The 19883-nt window shown below is 67.1% G+C and carries 18 protein-coding genes, 4 pseudogenes and 1 riboswitch; of the genes and pseudogenes, 9 read left to right on the top strand and 13 right to left on the bottom strand.

What is annotated here, in order from left to right; translation table 11 throughout:
• Window positions 1–3 precede the first annotated feature (3 nt).
• Entirely contained in the window at window positions 4–339 is a 336-nt protein-coding gene (locus tag Asera_RS31855) for a hypothetical protein (protein WP_157035244.1), read from the top strand.
• Between the two features lie 798 nt (window positions 340–1137).
• On the opposite strand, the gene Asera_RS31850 is transcribed toward Asera_RS31855, so the two are convergent.
• The 4 genes and pseudogenes from Asera_RS31850 to Asera_RS31835 form a co-directional block, all read right to left on the bottom strand.
• Complete coding sequence (locus Asera_RS31850) at window positions 1138–2475, bottom strand: SNIPE associated domain-containing protein (RefSeq protein WP_244844121.1); 1338 nt, start codon at window positions 2473–2475, stop codon at window positions 1138–1140.
• Window positions 2476–3185: 710 nt separating this feature from the next.
• A complete protein-coding gene (locus Asera_RS31845; protein ID WP_157035245.1) occupies window positions 3186–3668 on the bottom strand; it encodes a hypothetical protein in 483 nt (160 codons plus the stop codon).
• 71 nt (window positions 3669–3739) lie between these two features.
• Window positions 3740–4176: pseudogene (locus Asera_RS31840) on the bottom strand (transposase); the annotation flags it as partial.
• Between the two features lie 231 nt (window positions 4177–4407).
• Window positions 4408–5178, bottom strand: coding sequence for an IS5/IS1182 family transposase (locus Asera_RS31835; protein ID WP_030450047.1), 771 nt, complete (start codon window positions 5176–5178; stop codon window positions 4408–4410).
• Between the two features lie 201 nt (window positions 5179–5379).
• Between Asera_RS31835 and Asera_RS31830 the strand changes: the two genes are divergently transcribed.
• Window positions 5380–5820, top strand: coding sequence for a hypothetical protein (locus Asera_RS31830; protein WP_157035261.1), 441 nt, complete (start codon window positions 5380–5382; stop codon window positions 5818–5820).
• Between the two features lie 91 nt (window positions 5821–5911).
• Window positions 5912–6001, top strand: a pseudogene (locus Asera_RS34145) (hypothetical protein); the annotation flags it as partial.
• Between the two features lie 13 nt (window positions 6002–6014).
• On the opposite strand, the gene Asera_RS34140 reads toward Asera_RS34145, so the two are convergent.
• The 4 genes from Asera_RS34140 to Asera_RS31810 all read right to left on the bottom strand — a co-directional run bounded on the left by Asera_RS34140 (window position 6015) and on the right by Asera_RS31810 (window position 9568).
• The gene (locus tag Asera_RS34140; protein ID WP_244844119.1) at window positions 6015–6647 is read right to left on the bottom strand and encodes a hypothetical protein; all 633 of its coding nucleotides are present in this window, start codon (window positions 6645–6647) and stop codon (window positions 6015–6017) included.
• A gap of 49 nt (window positions 6648–6696) precedes the next feature.
• Window positions 6697–7107 carry a VOC family protein gene (locus Asera_RS31820; RefSeq protein WP_051803142.1) on the bottom strand — a complete coding sequence of 137 codons (411 nt, stop codon included), beginning with the start codon at window positions 7105–7107 and terminating at the stop codon, window positions 6697–6699.
• Between the two features lie 122 nt (window positions 7108–7229).
• A complete protein-coding gene (locus Asera_RS31815) occupies window positions 7230–8000 on the bottom strand; it encodes an IS5/IS1182 family transposase (RefSeq protein ID WP_030450047.1) in 771 nt (256 codons plus the stop codon).
• 92 nt (window positions 8001–8092) lie between these two features.
• A complete protein-coding gene (locus tag Asera_RS31810; RefSeq protein WP_051802490.1) occupies window positions 8093–9568 on the bottom strand; it encodes an MFS transporter in 1476 nt (491 codons plus the stop codon).
• Window positions 9569–9665: 97 nt separating this feature from the next.
• Between Asera_RS31810 and Asera_RS31805 the strand changes: the two genes are divergently transcribed.
• Together Asera_RS31805 and Asera_RS31800 are read left to right on the top strand one after the other, a co-directional pair.
• Window positions 9666–10298 (top strand): TetR/AcrR family transcriptional regulator, encoded by a 633-nt coding sequence (locus tag Asera_RS31805; RefSeq protein WP_051802474.1) that lies wholly within the window; start codon window positions 9666–9668, stop codon window positions 10296–10298.
• A 157-nt stretch (window positions 10299–10455) separates the two neighbouring features.
• Window positions 10456–10965 carry an IS256 family transposase gene (locus Asera_RS31800; RefSeq protein ID WP_051802473.1) on the top strand — a complete coding sequence of 170 codons (510 nt, stop codon included), beginning with the start codon at window positions 10456–10458 and terminating at the stop codon, window positions 10963–10965.
• 266 nt (window positions 10966–11231) lie between these two features.
• Here Asera_RS31800 and Asera_RS31795 read toward each other — a convergent pair whose 3' ends face one another.
• Complete coding sequence (locus Asera_RS31795; RefSeq protein WP_244844117.1) at window positions 11232–12206, bottom strand: IS30 family transposase; 975 nt, start codon at window positions 12204–12206, stop codon at window positions 11232–11234.
• A 48-nt stretch (window positions 12207–12254) separates the two neighbouring features.
• Between Asera_RS31795 and Asera_RS31790 the strand changes: the two genes are divergently transcribed.
• The 3 genes and pseudogenes from Asera_RS31790 (at window position 12255) to Asera_RS33755 (ending at window position 14644) form a co-directional block, all read left to right on the top strand.
• Entirely contained in the window at window positions 12255–12926 is a 672-nt protein-coding gene (locus Asera_RS31790) for an IS256 family transposase (RefSeq protein WP_211255627.1), read from the top strand.
• 685 nt (window positions 12927–13611) lie between these two features.
• Window positions 13612–14025, top strand: a pseudogene (locus Asera_RS34095) (hypothetical protein); the annotation flags it as partial.
• Window positions 14026–14044: 19 nt separating this feature from the next.
• Window positions 14045–14644, top strand: a complete 600-nt coding sequence (locus Asera_RS33755) for an adenosine deaminase family protein (protein WP_084131877.1) — start codon at window positions 14045–14047, stop codon at window positions 14642–14644.
• A 5-nt stretch (window positions 14645–14649) separates the two neighbouring features.
• Here Asera_RS33755 and Asera_RS31775 read toward each other — a convergent pair whose 3' ends face one another.
• The 3 genes from Asera_RS31775 to Asera_RS31765 form a co-directional block, all read right to left on the bottom strand.
• Window positions 14650–15423, bottom strand: coding sequence for a GntR family transcriptional regulator (locus Asera_RS31775; protein ID WP_030447278.1), 774 nt, complete (start codon window positions 15421–15423; stop codon window positions 14650–14652).
• Between the two features lie 390 nt (window positions 15424–15813).
• Complete coding sequence (locus tag Asera_RS31770; protein WP_084131873.1) at window positions 15814–17496, bottom strand: helix-turn-helix domain-containing protein; 1683 nt, start codon at window positions 17494–17496, stop codon at window positions 15814–15816.
• A complete protein-coding gene (locus tag Asera_RS31765; RefSeq protein ID WP_030447276.1) occupies window positions 17493–18137 on the bottom strand; it encodes a GNAT family N-acetyltransferase in 645 nt (214 codons plus the stop codon). The genes Asera_RS31770 and Asera_RS31765 overlap by 4 nt, the downstream gene beginning before the upstream one ends.
• Window positions 18138–18145: 8 nt before the next feature.
• A riboswitch (SAM riboswitch) is annotated at window positions 18146–18245 on the bottom strand.
• Window positions 18246–18383: 138 nt separating this feature from the next.
• Between Asera_RS31765 and Asera_RS33455 the strand changes: the two are divergent.
• A pseudogene (locus tag Asera_RS33455) lies at window positions 18384–19031 on the top strand (glyoxalase superfamily protein); the annotation flags it as partial.
• Window positions 19032–19111: 80 nt separating this feature from the next.
• On the opposite strand, the gene Asera_RS31760 reads toward Asera_RS33455, so the two are convergent.
• Complete coding sequence (locus tag Asera_RS31760; RefSeq protein ID WP_051802471.1) at window positions 19112–19831, bottom strand: DinB family protein; 720 nt, start codon at window positions 19829–19831, stop codon at window positions 19112–19114.
• Window positions 19832–19883 lie beyond the last annotated feature (52 nt).

Genomic DNA, 19883 nt, shown 5'->3' with positions numbered 1-19883 from the left:
ATTATGACGTTGTCACTACCTGAGTTCTTTCCCAAGCTGAAGAAATTCCATGGCATTTATGTGATGCGGCAGACGTATGAAGGAACTTGTGCATTCTTGACGGGGTATGAGGTAGGTTCTGGTCACAGCGTCCTTAAGTCGTTTCACGGTTGGCTTGTTCCTCGCGGGAAAGGGCGACCTGAGCTTTACTGGCCGCACCTCGTGCTATGCGAGATATACGAGGACGGTTCACTGCCGGACCTTCGCTACTTCACGCCTGAACAGGATAAACAGGCCGTGACGATCCTGTTCGACCTGCTCGATGAGTACTTCAAACTGATAGACGTTGAGCAGGTCTAGTGTCTCGTGAGTCTGTTGGCGCCGGTATGGACGAGGCGAACCTTCGCGAGGATCTCACCGTGCGGTGGCGATCCAGACGAACGGGCGGGGGTTGGCGTTCGGGACTGCCCAGGGTTTGCCGACATTTGACCTGCGAGGCCGTTGGCGTTGCTGGAAGGACGCGATCGTCGGGCTCATGCCGAAGGGGAGAGCGCCGCGAGAGGTGCGGCCTCATGCCCTTCAAGGATAGCGGGACGATATGCGGTTTCCGGCGCTCCGCATCCCCGCTGACAGCCTCGCCGGGCATTTAGGCAGGTCAATGTACGAGAAACCGTACGCGCTACCGTTCTCTCGACTGGTCAGTCCGTTTCCTGGCCGCCTTCTTCGCGCATGAGCGACTACAGAACCGCTTGTCTGAACGGTGCGCCGACCGTAGCCACGAATCGCCGCACTCTGGGCACGAGGCTGTGTCTCTAGGTGTGTGCACGTTGCGGGCAGCCTGCAGCCGCCATGCCCGCGCGCGACACCGATCGGAGCACCACAATGCGGTTGAACGCTTCAACAACGGCATCGGCCGACCGCAGTGCTCGCACACCAACGCACGTTTCGCCACTCATCGAACTTAAGGCCGGTCCGGGAATAGGACCAAGATCCACACGGTCCAGCAGCACTCACCAACCCCCACCGGGACCATCTCAGCCTCGTGCCACTTTCGCCGTACGCTCAGCCCAGCGATCCGCCCTGTGACTGTGGCCGAGGCGATCCGGGCTGGCGGTCTGGTCCAGCCGGTTACTCGGCCCACCCACTTCAGCGAGCGTGCTACCCCACGGCCACCGACGGATAGCCCTGAGCAGACTCCGTCCCGGCTGCGGCTTGTTGGCTTGCGCGCCATTCTGATGCTTCGCAGTCTTCGGTGAAGTCCAGGAGATGTTGCCCGTCGATGCGTTGTAACAGGTCACGCACCTCGGCTGGGGTGGCGTAGAAGAACTCTCGTCGCAGGTTGACCTGATTGACCCGGCGGTGAGCGAGTTCCTGGTGCAGGCGGGTCTCCAGGGTGACGGCATCCGAGCTGAAGATCAGTGCGTGGATGTCGAACTTGAACGGTACGGACGCATCTCCGAGCTCGCGGACCCGCTCGGTCGGGTCCAGCCTGCGTGTCATGCCGATCTTGACCATGCGCTGGCCGAAGGCGCCGATGTTGGAGATGACATACACCCAGCCGGTACGGACATTCGCTGCTCGCGCCTCGACATCCTCCAGCGCTTCCGCGATCTCCGCTCGTCGAGCCTCGGCCTCGGACAACCCGATCGTGTCGCCCGCGGCATGCATTCGTTCCTGAACGTTCGCCCAGTGCGCGTCTTCCTTGGCAAGCTTCGCTTTCTCGCGTTCGATCTCGCGGCGTAGCGCCGCCTCGTCGCGGGCGGCCTCACGTTCAGCGCGGACTCGTTCCTTTTCTTCTTCCACCTGTGCGAGGTAGTCGGAGGTCAGCTCGAGCTCGGTGATGCGGAGCTGGTGGTAGTGCTCGGTGATGTGGATGTTCATCGTCGAGCCGAGACGGGCGATCGTGTCGCGTGCCTTGCTGAGGCGGTCTGTGCACGAGGCGAGGCGATGCGGGCGCATGGTGCGTAGGCAGGCATCGGCCTCCGCGTTGTAGGCGCGCAACATCAGCTTCGTGGTCTCGCGTAGCATCTTGCGCCCCTGGCTGGCCGACCCATTGACCATCCAGCCCGTCGCCGACTCGACCGCCTCGCCAGCCCGTACAGCAGTTTTGATCTGGTCCCGGAGATCTTCCAGCCGAGACTTGTACGCGACGGCATCCGCCAGACGATGCCGGAACTCGTAGAGCCCCGCCTCCTGCAGCATCGCCACATCCTGTGTCTCTACGACCTGCGCTCGGAGCTGAGCAAGCTGCGCTGCCGCGAGCTGGTTTTGTCGCTGAAGGTCGCGCAGCGATTCCTGCGCCGCGCCGCGGTCAGCTTCGGCCTTGCGATGTAGTTGTCGTATCCGCTCGTCAGCCTGCTGACGTTCTTCGTCAATCTGTCCCCGAACCGTCGCAAGTTCCGCGCGGGCTCGCTCCGTCTCGGCCTCCAGCGCCACCGCGTCCATGCCCCGCAGTTGGTCGACGCGTGCCCGGAGCACACCGACCTCATCGGTCAAACTTGCTACCTGACCAATGAGGTCGCTGTTTCGTTCCTCGGCAACGCGCAGCCGCTTCCTGGTGCCGAGTCGGCGCGGCGGTTCATCCTGCCGGTCGCTGCCGATCGGTGCGGGAGTCTCCTGGACCGCTGCAATGCTTTCGGGCGCTGCCGCCTCAGCTGTGTCTGGACGTACCGGGATCCAGAACTGCCAGCCCGGGGGCGGTGCGGGCCATCGAGGATCAGAATGCCAGCCGGGCGGTGGTCGCCAGCCAGGCGGTGGTGTCGGCCATCCAGGCGGCGAGTTGTACCGATAATCCACGACGGCCTCCCGCGCTTCTCACCAACACGCTAGCTTCGGCCTCGTTCCCAAGATCTCGGCTGACCGGACTTACTCGTCTAGACCTTCGGTCTGGGTACGCCGCAGACGGCCCGGGCGTCTGCTGATCGGACAGCAGATCGATGCTCGACATGGCGGCCCGCCGGAGGGAAATGATCGGCTAGCCAGGCTACTGTCGCGGGTTGGCACCGCCGGAAGTGCCGTTTGCTGTCGCACTGCCGGCCGTGGTGGACGATGAGATTGGTGACCGAGTCAGCGGCGTGCAGTGGGCCCCACCCTCAGCGGGGGCGGTGGACTCGACCAGCGTCGGTTCGGATAGGCGGCCAAATGGATGCTGGGGTGAGCATGACCGCGCTCATCCCAGCATCGTCGTCCTGACTCGAAGGGCAGGATCAGGATGTGTGGGTGTTGGGTAGGTGGGGGCCGATGTAGCCGACGTAGAGCTGGCCGGTGGGGCCGTCGGTGTCGTCGTGGAAGTACAGGCGGGGGGCGAGGTTGCGGCCGGAGCCGATGGCGATGTGCGCGACGTACATCAGTGTTCCGGTCGGGTCCACTTCTGGCGGTACCGGGAAGTAGCGGTGCGCGGCAAGCCGTGGCGTGTTCACGACGGCATCGGACTCGCGCGGTGCGACGCCGCGCATGCTGATCAGCGCGCCGGGCTGTTGCGAGCGCACGAAGCTGAACAGGGTTGCCAGGTCTGCTCCCGCCGGCCGGCCATCGGCTCGCGCGGCGTGTTTGGCCTGCACATAGGCGGACAACGTGCGTAACACCTGGAGTGTTCGGCGCCGCCACAAGGCGGCTTTCGGTGCGCTGTCCAGTTTCACCGTGTGCCGGGGGTCGGCCAGGATCTGCACACCGGGTAGCTGCACCTGCATCAGCTGCGGGAACGTCTCGTACTCCGGGTCGGGGTCTGTCAAACGAACGGTGTAACTCGGGTTGTTGAGGTTTACCGCCGTGCTGCTGCGAGGCGGCCTTCGAAGGTGATCTCGAAAGCGTTGAGGGCGGGTTTCCAGCGAGCCGTCCAGCGTTTGCGGCCCTGGCCGGTCGGGTCCAGACTCATCACCGCGAGGTAGACGCAATGACCGACTCGATCGCGTTGGTCGAGCACACGATCGTGCGGATCTCGGCGTCGAACGTGAGGAACGGCACGAACTCCGCCCAACTGGTGTGCCACAGCCTGACGATCGCCGGATACTTGGCCCCCCATACCTCGGTGAACTCGTCGAAGCGTGCCTGGGCCGCGGCTTCGGTCGCCGCGGTGTAGACCGGTTTCAGCGCCTTGGCGATCGCGTCCCAGTGCTGCCGGCCGGCATACCGGAAACTGGCTCGCAGCAGGTGGATCACGCATGTTTGGACGACGGCTTCGGGCCAGGTCTGCCCGATCGTCCACTGCCCGAAGCGCATAACGGAGCGAAATGACTCCATCGCCGACGATCTGAAGGATCTCAATCCTGGAAAACAGTCAACGGTAAGGACGGTTGGCAAGAAGTGGTCGCAAGGTGGGACCGATATCATGCCTAATGGCTACGACGGAACGATGGTTCGACTGCAGGACGGGACCGTTGTCGGATTGCGAAACGGATCTACTTCAGGTGGCGCAACAGTGAGCCTTTTTCATCCTGCTGCGAGTTCGTGGTCTTGAAGGACGTGGATGGCTTTGGCGAGTCGGCCGGCGCGGTGGGGGCTGGAGCGTAGCTTGCGCAGGATGCGCCAGGTTTTGAGCTGGGCGTTGGCGCGTTCGCCGGGGCCACGCAGCCTCGCGTGCGCCCGGTTGGCAGCTTTCTGAGACTCGGGTTTACCCTTGCCCTTGTACGGAGTGATCACCGGCTCGCCGATCCCGTGATAGCCCTTGTCGCCCAGGGCGATCAGCCCGGCCTGGCGTAGCGCGGCGAGAATGTTCCAGATGCGGGCGGCGGCGGTGTCGTGCACGCTGCCGGGCAACGCACCCGACACCCACAGGATGGCCCCGTCGGGTGCCGAGATCACCTGCAGGTTCATCCCGTGCATCCGGTGCTTGCCGGAGTAGAACGGCCGGTCGGCGGCCACCCGATCGATCGGGACCAGGGTTCCGTCGATGATCACGTAGGCCATGCCGGCCCGCCTCGCGGTCTTCAGCGCCGCCTGCAGCTTCGGTGCCCGGTCGGCCAGCAGCTCCACCGTCTCGTTGACGTAGCGCCAGCAGGTGGCTGTGGACACCTCGAAACCCGCCCCGACCTGCGTGAACGGTTCACCTTTGCGCAGATACACCAGCACCAGCAGCGCCTGTTGCCCCGCATCCAGCGCCCGCCACCGCGAGCCGAGTTGCCGACGATGGCGGCGGATGAGTCCAGACACGAAGGTCAGGGTCTGAGATGACAACGGCAGCGCGGCACGGTAAAACAACATGAAGAAGCCCTTGCTGACGACAGCAGATCTTGGTCGATCGCCGTCATAGCAAGGGCTTCGCTACATCCCCGACCGCGACACGCCCCTCTCGGTCACGAACCCGTCTCGATCCCCAGCGGCCCAACACATCCCCACCACGATGAAAAGGGCTCAGTCGATATCGATTCCCCGGCGTCACCAGACCGAGGAAGGTGCACATCGATGGACCCTAGGGTTGCGTACATCAAGCGAGAGATCCTGACCTGCGGGAGCGACGATTGGATCCACGTTGCTGACATCGCTGCTTTTGCACGTGAAGCCTTGTATGGCGACCATGTCCAGGATGGTTACCCTGAGGACGATCGTCTATCAGTCGGAGCTCTCGCCTTAGCTCGTGATGAGTGGTTGGCTCGGCAAGAACGGGAGGCCCTGCCTCTTGGGATCAGGGCAGTAAAGGAGCTACTTCGCGATGGGCTAATCCGCGTCGGCGACACTGTGGGCGACCGATTCGAAGCTTGGCCTGGATCGGTTCTAGAAGTGGAATCGCGTATTGATATCAAGCTTGGATTAGTCACGTATCCTGTTCTTCCCGGTGATCTGTTCTGGATCGAAAACACGCCTGCGGGTGACGAGAAGGCGGCGTTAGGGATCGATCAAGAATGAGGCTTGATGTTTGTACTACCTGAGGTGCCCGGAGTTTCTCGGACAGGGACCCAATAGGATAGCCCCTGACACGGAGACGAGGGAAAAGGTAGTGGCACGGATTAGTTCTTTCACCCCAGAGTTTTGTGAGGAGGCGGTCCGGCTCGTGCGTGAGTCGAACCGGCCGATCGCGCATGTCGCCAAAGAATTGGATGTCAACCCGGAGACGCTGCGGAACTGGGTCCGCCGTCACGAGCACGACCATCCCGGCGAGTCGGCCGAGCCAGGGACGATCCGGCGGCCGCCACAGCTTCCCCGCCAGCGCCAAGGTCGTGCGCGCGGACGGTAGCGCCGTGGCGATCGACAAGCTCAAGGTCGATGATCAGCGCAATCGCGGCGGCCACCGCGGTGGACGACACGGTCGGCGGGAACAGAGCCGACCAGGGCGCGAGCGGCCCCGCACCGGATTCGAGCGCGGCCCGACCGTTATCGTGAATGGTCGTGGCCTCGGGTAGAAGCAGGAGTGGTACGAGCGTGGTGAGCACGACGTTGAGCACGAGCTTCATGAGCACCCATCGGTAGCGCACGAGTCCGTACTTCGAGCTGATACCGAGCAGGATGCCCGTGGTGAGCGTGAGCAGCCCGACGATCAGCAGCGGCCACGGAACGAGTGCTCTGATGCTCACCGCCGCCGCGGCGGCTGAAGCCGGGTCGGCGGTGAGCATCGCGATGGTGAGCACTCCCAGCATGAGGTCGAAGCCCAGCCAGGCACCGGCCGCCGCGATATGAACCAGCAGCAGGGTCTTACGAAGACTCGGGGCTGGTCGCCAGCGGAGCGCACCAGACACTGATGCTTCTGTGCGTCTCATTCGTACCGCCCGCGGCCGACCGCAGTGCTCATTGCGACGTGTCACGCGTCGTTGCGGCTGTGCGACCGAACACGTCGACCGTGAGGAGCTCCATCAGATGTCCGTCGGGGTCTGAGAAGTAGACGCCACGGCCTCCGGTCTTCGAGTGATAGATCTCGCCGGGGAGGCTGCCGTTAGGTGCGCCGTTATATGCCAGATCGGCCGCCACGATGCGGGCGAAGGCGGCGTCGAAGGCATCGTCGGATACCAGGAAGCAGTAATGGTGGCTGACAACTTCCCAGCGGTCGTCGTAATCAAGGCACACCCCGTTCGAGGTCCGCACACAGACGAACGGGCCGACGTGTTGTGGCGGTTCCAGGCCGAGGATAGCGGTGAGAAACGCGGCGCCTTCCTCCTTGTCATGGACAGGCACGATGGTGTGGTTCAACTCGACGGTCATGACATCTCCTAAGGTAAGATTTTGGTGCGGAATGGTTCGTTTCATGCGAGGTGAAATTTGGCAGATTAGGAATCCTCCTGACTCGGTTGTGGGCGGGGCGTGGCAGCAACAATGAGCCTTTTTCATCCTGCTGCGAGTTCGTGGTCTTGAAGGACGTGGATGGCTTTGGCGAGTCGGCCGGCGCGGTGGGGGCTGGAGCGTAGCTTGCGCAGGATGCGCCAGGTTTTGAGCTGGGCGTTGGCGCGTTCGCCGGGGCCACGCAGCCTCGCGTGCGCCCGGTTGGCAGCTTTCTGAGACTCGGGTTTACCCTTGCCCTTGTACGGAGTGATCACCGGCTCGCCGATCCCGTGATAGCCCTTGTCGCCCAGGGCGATCAGCCCGGCCTGGCGTAGCGCGGCGAGAATGTTCCAGATGCGGGCGGCGGCGGTGTCGTGCACGCTGCCGGGCAACGCACCCGACACCCACAGGATGGCCCCGTCGGGTGCCGAGATCACCTGCAGGTTCATCCCGTGCATCCGGTGCTTGCCGGAGTAGAACGGCCGGTCGGCGGCCACCCGATCGATCGGGACCAGGGTTCCGTCGATGATCACGTAGGCCATGCCGGCCCGCCTCGCGGTCTTCAGCGCCGCCTGCAGCTTCGGTGCCCGGTCGGCCAGCAGCTCCACCGTCTCGTTGACGTAGCGCCAGCAGGTGGCTGTGGACACCTCGAAACCCGCCCCGACCTGCGTGAACGGTTCACCTTTGCGCAGATACACCAGCACCAGCAGCGCCTGTTGCCCCGCATCCAGCGCCCGCCACCGCGAGCCGAGTTGCCGACGATGGCGGCGGATGAGTCCAGACACGAAGGTCAGGGTCTGAGATGACAACGGCAGCGCGGCACGGTAAAACAACATGAAGAAGCCCTTGCTGACGACAGCAGATCTTGGTCGATCGCCGTCATAGCAAGGGCTTCGCTACATCCCCGACCGCGACACGCCCCTCTCGGTCACGAACCCGTCTCGATCCCCAGCGGCCCAACACATCCCCACCACGATGAAAAGGGCTCAATGAACACCAGTACGGCAGCGGCGGCGAGTAGCACCGCCGCACTGGCGGCGGCGGTTGCGTAGCCGTGGATGAGCGCTGCGGTGGAGGGGCGGGCGGCGGATGCGTGCGCTGCCGCGTACGCAGCGGTGGCGGTGACGGCGATCGTATTCAGCACTGCGACGCCGATTGAGCTGCCAACCTGAGTAGCGATGTTCGCCAGCGCCGACGCGACGCCGGCATCGCGCGGAGCAATGCCGTGCACCGCGAGCCGGAACGCAGGCGGGAAGATCGCTCCTAGCCCTACGCCCACCAGCACCTCGGCGGGCAAGACGACCGAAAAGTAGCTGCTACCCGAACTCAGGCGGCTCATCACCGCCAGTCCGCAGGCCGCGACCAGCAGACCACCGGCGATCAGTGAGCGCGGCGCGACGCGGGACATCAGCCGGTTGCCGAGCTGATAGCCGCTGAGTGCGTTTGCCAGTGCCAGCGGCAACACCGCCACCCCGGCCCGTGCCGGCGAGTATCCAAGGACGCCCTGCAGATAGTAGGTAAGCAAAAGGAACATCCCGAACACCCCGACGACCGCGACCGCGACCGCGACATAGGCGCTAACGCGCCCGCGGTCGCGGAACAGCGGCAACGGCAGTAGCGGTGCCGGCACGCGCGTCTGTCGGAGCACGAAGCCGCCCAGCGCAAAGCCACCAGCGACCAGCCCGCCCAGAACCGCCGTCGAGGTCCAACCATCCTCGGCCGCCCTGCTGCACCCGAACACGACGGCAGCCAACCCGCCGGTGGCCAACACGGTGGACGGCACGTCGATGCGAGCCGTTTCGAACCGCGGCGGGTCGGGAAGCGCCCATCGCCCGGCGAGCAACACGACGGGGGCGACCGCAGCGTTCACGAACAGACACCAGCGCCAATCCAGATACTCGGTGAGGACCCCGCCGAGCAACAGGCCGGATGCTGCGCCGCTGCTGGCCACCGCGCCGTAGACGGCGAACGCCCGGGCCCGCTGCTTCGGTTCGCTGAATGTCACCGCGAGCAAAGACAGCGCAGTCGGGGCGATCAGTGCCGCAAATACGCCCTGGGCGGCCCGGCCCGCGATCAGGACGGGGAGGCTGGGCGCGACTCCCGCCAGCAGGGACGCCAACCCGAATCCGAGCAGACCGACCTGGAACATCCGGCGTCGGCCGAAGGTGTCGGCCAGCCTGCCGCCGAGGAGGAGAAGCCCCGCAAAGCACAAGGTGTATCCCGTGACGACCCATTGACGCTGAGCGTCGCTGAAACCGAGTGCCTCTTGGGCCGAGGGCAGGGCGATGTTGACGATCGTCGCGTCGAGAGCCGTCATCAACTGCGCGGCCGCGATCACCAGGAGAACGATCCATCGCCGACTCTGCGGCACGGTGCGTGCTGTCATCGCGTGCACGCTGTCCATCACGCGCCTCCAAAACGTAGGGGTACCCTACGAATCTAACCGAAGGGGGACCCTACGTCTAGTGGTACGTTCCACTGGCAACAAGGAGGGAGCCTCGATGCGCTCAGACGCCCGGCGCAACCGCGCCTCGCTGCTCAACGCAGCCCGCGATGTGTTTGTCGAGCAGGGCGCCACGGCCTCGCTCGAAGAGATCGCCCGCCGGGCGGAGGTCAGCATCGCCACGCTGTACCGGCACTTCCCCGACCGTGCCGCTCTCATGCGTGCGGTGGTGCTGCGGGCCCTCACCGACACCGCCGAGGCGGCCGAGCAAGCTCAGCGCGATCACCACGACCCGATCGAAGCCCTCGCTGCCTACGTTCACGCAGTGCTCGATCTGCGAACTTCGGTCGTCATCCCCACGCTGCTCGACCGGCTCGATCTCAATGACCCCGAGATCAATGAACCTCGGATGAGATCCACCGAACTGGTCGAGGGCCTCCTCCACACGGCCCAAGCACAAGGCACGCTGCGTACAGGCGTCACCTTCGGGGACATCGCGCTGCTCCTTGTGCGCCTGTCCCGGCCGCTACCTGGCTCGATTCCCCCGGACATCCAACAGCAACTCGACCATCGCCACGCCGACGTCATGCTCGCCGGCCTACGCGCGACCCCGTCCGTCGGTGCGCTACCAGGCCCCGAGCTGGAGTTGCGGGACCTCCAACATCTCCAACAACCTGGACTTGGTAGGTAACCAACCGGCAGGACACAGCCACGCGGCAGACCAACGAAGCGCCAGCGCTACGGCTCGTGTACTACGGGGCTGACCGGAGTAGGGCCTGTCCGGGATTTTGTGGGTGGGCTGGTGATCCAGAGTGCTGGGGCGGGCGTCTCGGCGGGAAGGATCGTCTGTGTCGGAGTTGGAGTCAGTGGCGGAGGATTCCGCTGGTCAGGCGGCTGTCCCGGCGGCAGCGTCGGGAGCGGGCTTGGATGTGCGGATCGTGCGGGAGTTGATCGAGCGGGCCCGGGCCGAGGGTGTGTCGCTGGTGGGTGAGGGCGGGCTGTTGCAGCAGGTGATCCGCACCGTGTTGCAGACCGCGTTGGAAGCCGAGATGGCCGAGCATCTGGGCTATGAAGGTGGGCAGATCCCGCCGGCCGGGGCCGACAACCAGCGCAACGGGACCTCGGCCAAGACGGTGCGTACCGAGGTCGGGCCGGTGCGGCTGCGGGTGCCGCGGGATCGGGCGGGTAGCTTCGCTCCGCGGATCGTGCCCAAGCAGGCCCGCCGTCTGGAGGGGTTTGATGAGGCGATCATCAGCTTGTGTGCCAAGGGATTGACGACCGGGCAGATCCAGGCGCATCTGGCGGAGATCTATGACGTGGAGGTGTCGCGGGATCTGGTGTCGCGGGTGACCGACTAGGTCACCGAAGAACTCGCGGTGTGGCAGGCGTGGCCGTTGGACCGCGGGCGGTTTCTAGCGATCGTTGCGAGTCAACGTGCGAGGAGGTGACGTCGCCATCGTGCCATCAACTGATCGGGAGTGCGGTCGTCGAGGCACAGACGCGGGCGTTGGTTGAGCCGGTCGGTGACCTCTCGGATGCGCTGGTCGGTGACGATTCGTAGGTCGGTGCCTTTGGGGAAGTACTGACGTAGCAGCCCGTTGGTGTTCTCGTTGCTGCCCCGCTGCTAGGGCGAATGAGCGTCGGCGAAGTAGATCTTGAGCCCGGTCTCTCGCTCGATGCGTTCGTGGTGGAACATTTCGTTGCCCTGGTCCCAGGTCAGCGTTCGACGCAGCGACGGCGGCAACGTGGTGAAGGTCGCGATCAGCGCGTCGCCGACCTGGGGCGCCGTGTGGCCATCACGCAGCGGAACGAGCAGTGTGAGTCGGCTCTTGCGCTCGACGAGCGTGGCGATCGCCGACCGCAGGCCGGAACCGATGATCAGGTCGCCTTCCCAATGCCCGAGCTGCTCGCGAGACTCGACAGCGGCGGGTCTTTCGTGGATGGTCTTCATGTTCGTCGACTGCTTCAACGCGCCGTCGCGCGTGCGGCCGCGGCCTCGCCGGTGTCGGTAGACTCGCCCAGTTCGCAAGGTCATCCGGTCAGCCACGACGATCAGGCCTCGGTAGACGGCCTCGTAGATCGTCTCGACGCAGACGTGCCAGGAGCGCCTCTTGGGCCATCGCCGACGCAGCCATCGGGCGATCTGTGCCGGTGACCACTCCAGCCTCAGCTTGCCGGCCACGACGCAACGCAACTCCTCGTCAGCTGCGAATCGATGCTGCCTCGGGCGTCGACGACGTAGGTAGGCCTGGTTGTGCGCGAACCACGGCTGATAACTGCCGTCAGGCTTGCTGTTGCGTTTGATCTCGCGGTAGACGCTCTGAAGGCTCTTGCCGATCCGATCGGCAATCGCGGCGACCTTCTCGCCGACCGCCAACCCCTCGGCGATCTCGATCCGGTCGTCCTGACTGAAATAACGGCGGCTGATCGGGTGCTCGATGAAGCTCACCCGGTCAGCGTCGATGAACCACAACGAGCCACAGCTCGGCGACACGCCGACCGCGAACGAGGCGGCCTGGCCACTGATGCCCTGGCGGATCAACTCAAAGAACCGGCGCTTGGTCTGCAGCGAAGCCTTGTTCCACGCGTAACGGGCCACGGCGAGTCCTTCCGATCAGGATTCGCAACGATCGCTAGAACCTGCCGCGTGTATACGGTGCTGCTGATTGACGCGCTGTATGTCAAGATCCGTGACGGGCAGGTGTCCAACCGTCCGGTGTATGTGGCGGTCGGGGTCAACCTGGCCGGCGAACGCGACGTGCTGGGCATGTGGGTCGGCACCGGCGGTGAGGCCGCCAAGCATGGGATGGCGTGCCTTGCCGAGCTGCGTAACCGGAGCGTGGCGGATGTGTGCATCGTGGCCTGTGACGGGCTCAAAGGACTTCCCGAGTCGGTGACCGAGATCTGGCCGCGGGCCACCGTGCAGCTGTATGTCGTGCACCTGGTCCGGGCGAGTCTGCGGTATGCCTCCAAGGCGCACTGGGGGCAGATCACCACAGCGCTGCGGATCGTCTACACCGCGCCGACTGTCGAGGCCGCCGAGCAGCGGTTCGAGCAGTTCGAAGCAGACTGGGGTGACCGGTATCCGGTCATCATCAAGCTGTGGCGCAGCGCGTGGGAGCAGTTCACCCCGTTCCTGGCGTTCCCGCCGGAGATCCGCCGGGTGGTCTACACCACCAACGCCATCGAGTCACTCAACTCCCGGCTGCGGCAAGCCACCCGCCGACGCGGGCACTTCGGCCACGAGCAGGCCGCGTTGAAGGTGCTGTACCTGGTCGTCCGCGACCCGAAACCCGACCGGGGCCAACGTGACTGGTAAAACCAGCGGCTGGAAGACCGCGCTCAACCAACTCGCCCTCTACTACGGCGACCGCATCACCGAAAACTAGAAGACGATCACCGGCCCCACCCACAAAGTTCCGGACACTCCCACGGACGGTAGCTAGCCTGCCGGCTGACGAAGCTCTGGGTGTCAAGTCCGCCAAACACTTGGTGTGGTGGAGGATTTCTGGAGAGGCGAAGGTCAGTGAGGTGCGACGAACGTTGGTCAACGGTTGGCAGTTGCCGCGTCTGAGCTGCAGGTTCGGGTGTTCTCGCTGGTCAGGGGAGTGTCCCGGCGGCGCTGGCAGTGTGGGGGTCAGGGGTTCGAGTCCCCTCAGCTCCACCCTTGAGAATTAGCCCGCCACCAGGCTGAACGCCGATGGCGGGCTTTCTCGTCCCTGGTGCCGACTCGATCCGACAGCAATAGTGTGTCCCGATAGTGGCCTTACGGTCGTTCTGTCCTCGCCCTCCCGAGGGCGGCCTCACCGGTAGGCGATCGGGTACCAGCCGGGCCGGGCACTGTGCAGAGTGCGACTGGCGGGCGCAACCGGCCGGGCCTAGCGTCGGCAACACGCCCGCTCTGCCGGTTCGCGGTCGGCTCACCGTCGCGGCGGCGACCGGGCAGCGTTCCGCTGCCGTGCGCACCGAAGGTCCCGGTGCCTGGCCGGACACCCGCCGACGAGATGGGTACGCGCGACATGTGTGCTGACGACGACACGAGTGACTGGCTGCGTGCACTGCCCAAGATCGAGTTGCACGTGCACCTGGAAGGGTCGCTGCGACCGAGAACGCTGTTCCGGCTTGCCTCCCGCAACGGGGTCGACGTCGGGGCGGAGTCGCCCGCCGAGCTGGCCCAGCGGTACAGCTTCGATGGCTTCCCCGACTTCGCGTCGCTGTTCTTCGCCGGACTGTCCGTGCTTCGCACCGCGGAGGACTTCACCGATGCGGTGGTGGCTCTCGCCGCCGAGCTCGCCGGCCAGAACGTCCGCTATGCCGAGGTCACGACGTCGCCGATCAACCATCACCGGCGCGGCGTGAGCATGTCGGAGTACCGGGAGGGGCTGGACGAGGGTCGTCGCCGGGCCCGCGAAAGGTACGGGCTGGGAGCTAGCCTGGGTGTGCGACATCTCCCGCGAGTCGGAGGATCCGGCCGCGGAGTTCACCATCGGGTACCTGCTGGGGCCGCAGGCGCCGTCCGGTGTGGTGGGGCTCGGCCTCGGCGGGATCGAGGACGGCTTCCCGCCGGATCTGTTCGCCTCGTCGTTCCAGCGGGCCCGGGCCAGCGGGCTCGCGGCGTTGCCGCACGCCGGCGAGACGGTCGGGCCGGACAGCATCTGGGGCGCGGTGCGAACGCTGCGCGCGGCGCGCATCGGGCACGGCTTGCGCTGCCTGGAGGACCCGGCCCTGGTCGAGTACCTTGCCGTCAACAGGATCCCGCTCGATGTGGCCATCACCTCGAACGCCCGGTTGAAGCTGGTCGACGGTGTACCGGCGCACCCGATCACGGCGATGCTCGACGCGGGACTCGTCGTGACGCTCAATACCGACGATCCGGCGTACTTCCAGACCACGCTGACCGACGAGCTGGACCTGGCCCACCGGGTCCACGGTCTGAGCCGGGACACGTTGCTGGGGCTGCAACGCAACGCGCTGGACGCGTCGTACGCAGACGGCCGGACCAAGGAGCGGATCCGAGCCGAGCTCGCCGCAGCGTAGTGGCGCTACCGAGCGAGGTCGTCCGCCCTCGGTTCGCTGGCGCGCACCAGGTGCAGCCCGATGCCGTACCCGCTGACCACCGTGAGGGTGTAGGCGTCGATGGGTGTGCCGTCGACGCCGTAGCCGGTCCCGGTCATGGCCAGCGCCGGTTCGCCCGCGCGCCGCTGGCACAGCCTGGCCGTGGCGTCGTCCAACGCGACCGGCTCGACGCGTTGCAGGCTCTCGTGCCCGCGGTATCCGACCGCCTCCAACGCATCCACGATCGTCGGGGTGCGCTTGCGTACCGCAGCGTCGATGTGCCCGGCGATCTCGGCCGGGATCGTGTCGACGGCGACGCCGTAGATCCTGCCCTCGCGCACCCGGACGCCCCGAAAGCGCACCGCGCCGCTGCCGACCGGGATCCGCAGTTGCGCGGCGAGCCGCGCATCGGCGGCGACGACGCGACGGGTGCGGTGGATCTCGTGCACATGGTGGGCCTCGTGGTCCAGATCGTCGAGGAAACCGGTGTACACCGGGCCGGAGCGCGGCGACAACGGATCGATCGGCAACGGGTCGGCGACGAACGTTCCCGATCCCTGTCGACTGGTGACATACCCGGTCGCGCGGAGATCGGCGATGGCCTGCCGGATGGTGCTGCGGCTGGCGCGGAAGCTGTCTGTCAACCGCTCCTCGGCCGGCAGCCGACTTCCGGGCTGGTAGGTACCCGCGAGGATCCGGGCCTTGAGCGACATGGCGATGCGGACGTAGAGCGGTCGCTCCGACCCCGGTGGACGCACCACGACGCGGATCTCCGTTTCGTTCCGTAGCAGAGCAACGCGGCTGGGTGCCGCGTCGCTTGCAGGGTACGGCCCGGGCCGGTCGTGCGGCGACGCGCGGTTCGGCCCGGTTCCGTGCGCTGGTGGCATCGGTGCACGAGCGCACCGGAAGCGGACCGCGCCGTCGGGGTGCAACCTTGCACTCGTGACCATCGACCCGCCGCGGTTGGCGTTCCGGCGAGGTGCTCGGGCGGCTCCGACGGCCCTCGGTCACCAACGACGGCCTCGCCGATCAGGACGGCTCGGAGGTTCGCGGGTCGAGCCGCTTGCCGAACCAGCGGTGGGTGTGGGCGGCATCGCCGTACGAGGCGGTCTCGCGGTACCCGGCCGACCGGTGCAGCGCCGTCGCTTCGGTCAGGACCTCGTGGGTGCCGAGCCTGATGCGTGCGAAACCCGCGGCCGTGGCGTGCTGCTCGGCCTCGCGGAGCAGCCCGAGGAAGCGGGGTCGGCGGGACCGATCCGTGTCGCGCCGAGCTGCAACGGCCGTTCGGCCCGGGCGGATGCGGCGGCAGCGGGCGGGCCGGGGTCGGGGGCGCAGAGCAGGGCGAGACAGAGGTCGTACTGCGCGGTGGGGGCGTCCAGCACCGCGCGCTGCAGGAGTTGTTCGACCCGGACCAGGCGCTTGCGCACCCCGGAGGGCGACACCCCCAGCGCGGCCGCGGTCGACGTGATCAGCGCACCGTGCCGCAGCCACGTCCGTACGGTGTGCGCCAGCCGCGGGTCCGAACCCCGCAGCATCGCCCGCTGCTCGGCCGCCCAGTGCTGCGCCTCGGGCCGGGTCAGCAGCTCGACGAGGCTCACTTCGGGGTCGCCCGACGGCCCCTGCATCTGGATCGCGAGATGCAGCCGAGCCTGGACGGTGATGTCGGACAGCGTCACCCCCAGGATGGACTCGATCAGTCGCAGCCTCGATGCGAGTGTGTTGCGATGCAGTCCGAGCTGTCGCGCCGCACGGCTGCGCAGCACCAGCCACGAGGTCAGCGTGTCGATCAGCTCCGCGGCGTCGGGATCGTGGCTGCGTGCCGGCCGGTGCGCCCGCAGCGGTGCCAGCGTCCGCGTGGCCCACGCCCCGCCCGCGTCGGCGAGGATGTCGGCCAGCTCGCCCCGGCTCCGGAACTCCGCGTACCGTCCGGGGCGATGCCGCGCAACGCACAGCGCGTGGAACGCATGCCGGTAGGCGGTGGCGAAGTCCGTGACCGGCACCGCGTGGCTGGTACCGACGTGGAAGGAGGCATCGGCCCCGGCCCGTTCGCGCAGCGCGCGGACCAGATCATCGGCGTCCGGTTGTGCCACCACCACGATCTGCCGCCGGTACGCCGGGCAACGCGTCGCCCACCCGCTCCCCGCAGCCACGTCGTTGCACCAGCGGACGGCCTCGGCGACCGACCGCCCGGCGCATTCCAGCAGGTGCACCCGGATGGTCTCCGACAGCCGCAGACCGAGCGCCGCCGCGGCCCGGCACGCGCCCGAGGTCGCACCGGCCTGCAGGAGGTACAGCACCGCCTCGCGGTTGCGCGCCTCGACCCGATCCAGCCGAGCCGCCCGGTCCCGAACCACCCGCTCCCGCAGGGCAAGGCCCAGCGGTACCGTCGCCGCGGACATCAGGGCGCGCTCGGCGGCGGTGAACGGCCGCCGGTGCGCACTTCGCTGCACGACGAGTACCGGGTGGGGCCGGCGCCCGGTGACCGGCAGGGCGGACAGCTCACGTCCGTCCGCCGACACCGACAGCGCGCCCAACCGGCCGCTGGAGACCGCATCGACCTTCGCCAGGATTCCCGGCGGCAGCTGCGGACGCGCACTGCTCGGCCCGCCGGTCGGATCCCACAGCAGCGCCGTGCCGTCGAGGCGACGGGACAGCCGGCCGAGGATGCGCGCGACCCCGTCGACGGCCGCGGCCTCGGCCGCCAGGGCCCGAAGCTCACTGGACAGCTCCGGGCCGGCGTCGTTCCCGACGGCCCCCTCGTCCCCTGGTCGAACCGTCGCCGCCACTTCTGCCGGGCCGGTATGCCGATCGCCGGCCGCCTGCCGCGCACTCATGCCGGGCGTCCGCCGCGAGCGGCGGACCGCTGCCGGTCGACCCGGCCGGCCAGTGCCTGCTTGACCGCGCCCCACTCCACGGCGAGCACCGAGTACATGGCGGAGTCGCGCAGCTGGCCGCTTTCGCCTGGCGCCCAGGACATCGACCATCCGCGTAACACCCCCTCGAACGTGGCCCCGAGAGCGGCGATCGCGGCGCGGGACCGCGTGTTGCGAGCGTCGGTCTTCAGATCGACCCGGGACACCGCCAGCGTCTCGAACGCGTACGTCATCAGGAGCAGCTTCGCCTCGGCGTTGATTCCGGAACCCTGCGCCGCCGCACCGAGCCAGGTGAAGCCGATCTCGATGGCGCGCAAGTCCTCGCGCCCGGGCCAGTATCGGGGGTCCCAGAACGCGGTGCAGCCCACCGCGCGTCCGTCGGAGCGCCGGACCTGCGCGAACGGCACCAGGCCCTGCGCCATCCGCTCATGCTGCGCGGTGATGTAGCCGGCGACCTCGTCGGCGTGCGGCACCAGCGTGAAGTCGTAGCTGGTGCGGTCGTCATCGGCGGTAGCAGCCAGGTCGGCCGCGTGCCGGACGGACAGCGGTTCGAGCCGAACCAGGTGGCCGTCCAGCGGCGGTACCTCGAAGAACGGACGCATGGCCACCTCTCTCATCGCTCCTGGCGTTGGCACCTTGCCGCTGCGGAATTCCGTGGCAGGTTGCCGGATCGTCTCGGGGCCAGGTCCCTCGGATCCTCTGGATGACGTGTCTGAACGGCTGACCAGCGGCACCCGACGGCGCGGGTCGGCGCGGGTCGGCGCGGGTCGGCGCGGGTCGGCGCGGGTCGGCGACTCATTTTTTTTGTATGGTAGACCAGACGAATATGGACGGCATCGCGATATCGTGTGGCCTCGCGCACTGTCACCCGACACGCGATCAGCCGCAGCCACGTCCCTCCATCACCGGTCGGCCGGTTTGCGGGCACCCCGGCCGACTGGCGTGAGGGCACCGCACGTTCCACCGTCCCGTTGAAGCAGCGGGACGAAACCGCCGCAGCCCGTCGTGGGTCGATCCCGCACTGGCGTCCTGCGGTACGACCCGCCCAGCGTCGCGGTGCATTCGGGTTCGACATCCCGCACAGCCAGGCGCTCGAGATCGTCGCCGGGCAGTTGGGCTACCGCGACTGGAACACCTGTGCGGCAGCGTGGCGCCCCGACCCGGCCCCGGTCACCGTACCGATCCTGCGGGCCTTCCCCGGCGCCGAGGCGCGCCGGTTCTACGTCGAGTTCCTCGGCTTCACGGTGGACTGGGAACACCGGTTCGCGACGGGAATGCCCCTGTACCAACAGGTCTCCCGGCAGGGCTGCGTACTGCATCTGAGCGAGCACCACGGCGACGGGACCCCGGGTTCGGCGGTGCGTATCGCGGTGTCGGACGTGCGCCGGCTGCAACGCGAACTGGCCGACAGTCCGGTGTACCCGCTGCGCATCGGGCTCGACGCGCAACCCTGGGGCGACGACCTCGACATACCTGATCCGTTCGGCAACCGGCTGGTATTCCACACGTCCCGCCGAACCCCTGCCCCCGAGCGAGCCGGCAGCGCCCGCCGTCCACGCGAGGGCCCCGTGGGGGGCTACCCGGCGTCCTGTGCTTCGATCAGGTCGAGGTCGCGGACGCAGAAGCCGTGGTGCTCGAAGGTTTCGTTGAGCACCGTGCCGAGGCACTGCCGCACCGAGCGGCCGCGGGCGTACGGCGGCCAAACATCGTCGTCGGGCACCGGCGCCGGCGCTGCGAGCTGCGCAGCGGTGACCTCGGCCAGCCAGTCCTCGAGTGCGGCGGCCTGCGCGTCACGCACCCGCACGATCTCGTCGAGTTCCGGAACGAGCGAGCGGTCGATCCCGTGCGCATCACGGTAGGGCTCGACGTCCGGCCCGATGCCCATCGGCGTGAACGGCTCCGTCGAGCCCAGGCAGCAGCGGCGGAACCAGGAGTCGTGCACGAAGACCAGGTGGCGCAGCGTCTGCGCCGCCGACCACTCGTCGTTCACGCTGCGGCGCTCGATGCCGGGCGTGCGACGGATGCGCCCGATCGTGGCGGTCCAGCCGGCGCGGAGCTGCCGCGCCGCCTCGCGCAGGTCGGCGGGGTCTTCCGAGCGGATCAGCACTCGCACCGGATGCCGCCGGTCGAGCTCCGCCTCGACGTACCCGGTGACCTCGACACCGTTCACCTCGAGGTTGGTGACGAGCCCGTCGATCACCGCATCCTGCATGACCACGCCGATCAGGCGTGCCCCGGTCAGGTCGCACTCGCGGAACTCCGCACCGCTCAGGTCCTCGTCGACGTATCGCGTCATGCTCCGCATGCTAGGTCCGACCACCGACAAACCCGCCGCACGACGTGCTGGT

It is taken from the genome of Actinocatenispora sera (assembly GCF_018324685.1).
GTDB lineage: Bacteria > Actinomycetota > Actinomycetes > Mycobacteriales > Micromonosporaceae > Actinocatenispora > Actinocatenispora sera.
This window is presented reverse-complemented; position numbering and strand designations above follow the sequence as displayed.

Excerpts from the sequence above, each read along its gene's own strand:
- Asera_RS31820 (WP_051803142.1), bottom strand. The coding sequence starts at position 7,107 with ATGACCGTCGAGTTGAACCACACCATCGTGCCTGTCCATGACAAGGAG.
- Asera_RS31845 (WP_157035245.1), bottom strand. The coding sequence starts at position 3,668 with ATGCAGGTGCAGCTACCCGGTGTGCAGATCCTGGCCGACCCCCGGCAC.
- Asera_RS31805 (WP_051802474.1), top strand. The coding sequence starts at position 9,666 with ATGCGCTCAGACGCCCGGCGCAACCGCGCCTCGCTGCTCAACGCAGCC.
- Asera_RS31835 (WP_030450047.1), bottom strand. The coding sequence starts at position 5,178 with ATGTTGTTTTACCGTGCCGCGCTGCCGTTGTCATCTCAGACCCTGACC.
- Asera_RS31765 (WP_030447276.1), bottom strand. The coding sequence starts at position 18,137 with ATGCGTCCGTTCTTCGAGGTACCGCCGCTGGACGGCCACCTGGTTCGG.
- Asera_RS31855 (WP_157035244.1), top strand. The coding sequence starts at position 4 with ATGACGTTGTCACTACCTGAGTTCTTTCCCAAGCTGAAGAAATTCCAT.
- Asera_RS31760 (WP_051802471.1), bottom strand. The coding sequence starts at position 19,831 with ATGACGCGATACGTCGACGAGGACCTGAGCGGTGCGGAGTTCCGCGAG.
- Asera_RS31810 (WP_051802490.1), bottom strand. The coding sequence starts at position 9,568 with ATGGACAGCGTGCACGCGATGACAGCACGCACCGTGCCGCAGAGTCGG.
- Asera_RS31830 (WP_157035261.1), top strand. The coding sequence starts at position 5,380 with ATGGACCCTAGGGTTGCGTACATCAAGCGAGAGATCCTGACCTGCGGG.
- Asera_RS31770 (WP_084131873.1), bottom strand. The coding sequence starts at position 17,496 with ATGAGTGCGCGGCAGGCGGCCGGCGATCGGCATACCGGCCCGGCAGAA.
- Asera_RS31815 (WP_030450047.1), bottom strand. The coding sequence starts at position 8,000 with ATGTTGTTTTACCGTGCCGCGCTGCCGTTGTCATCTCAGACCCTGACC.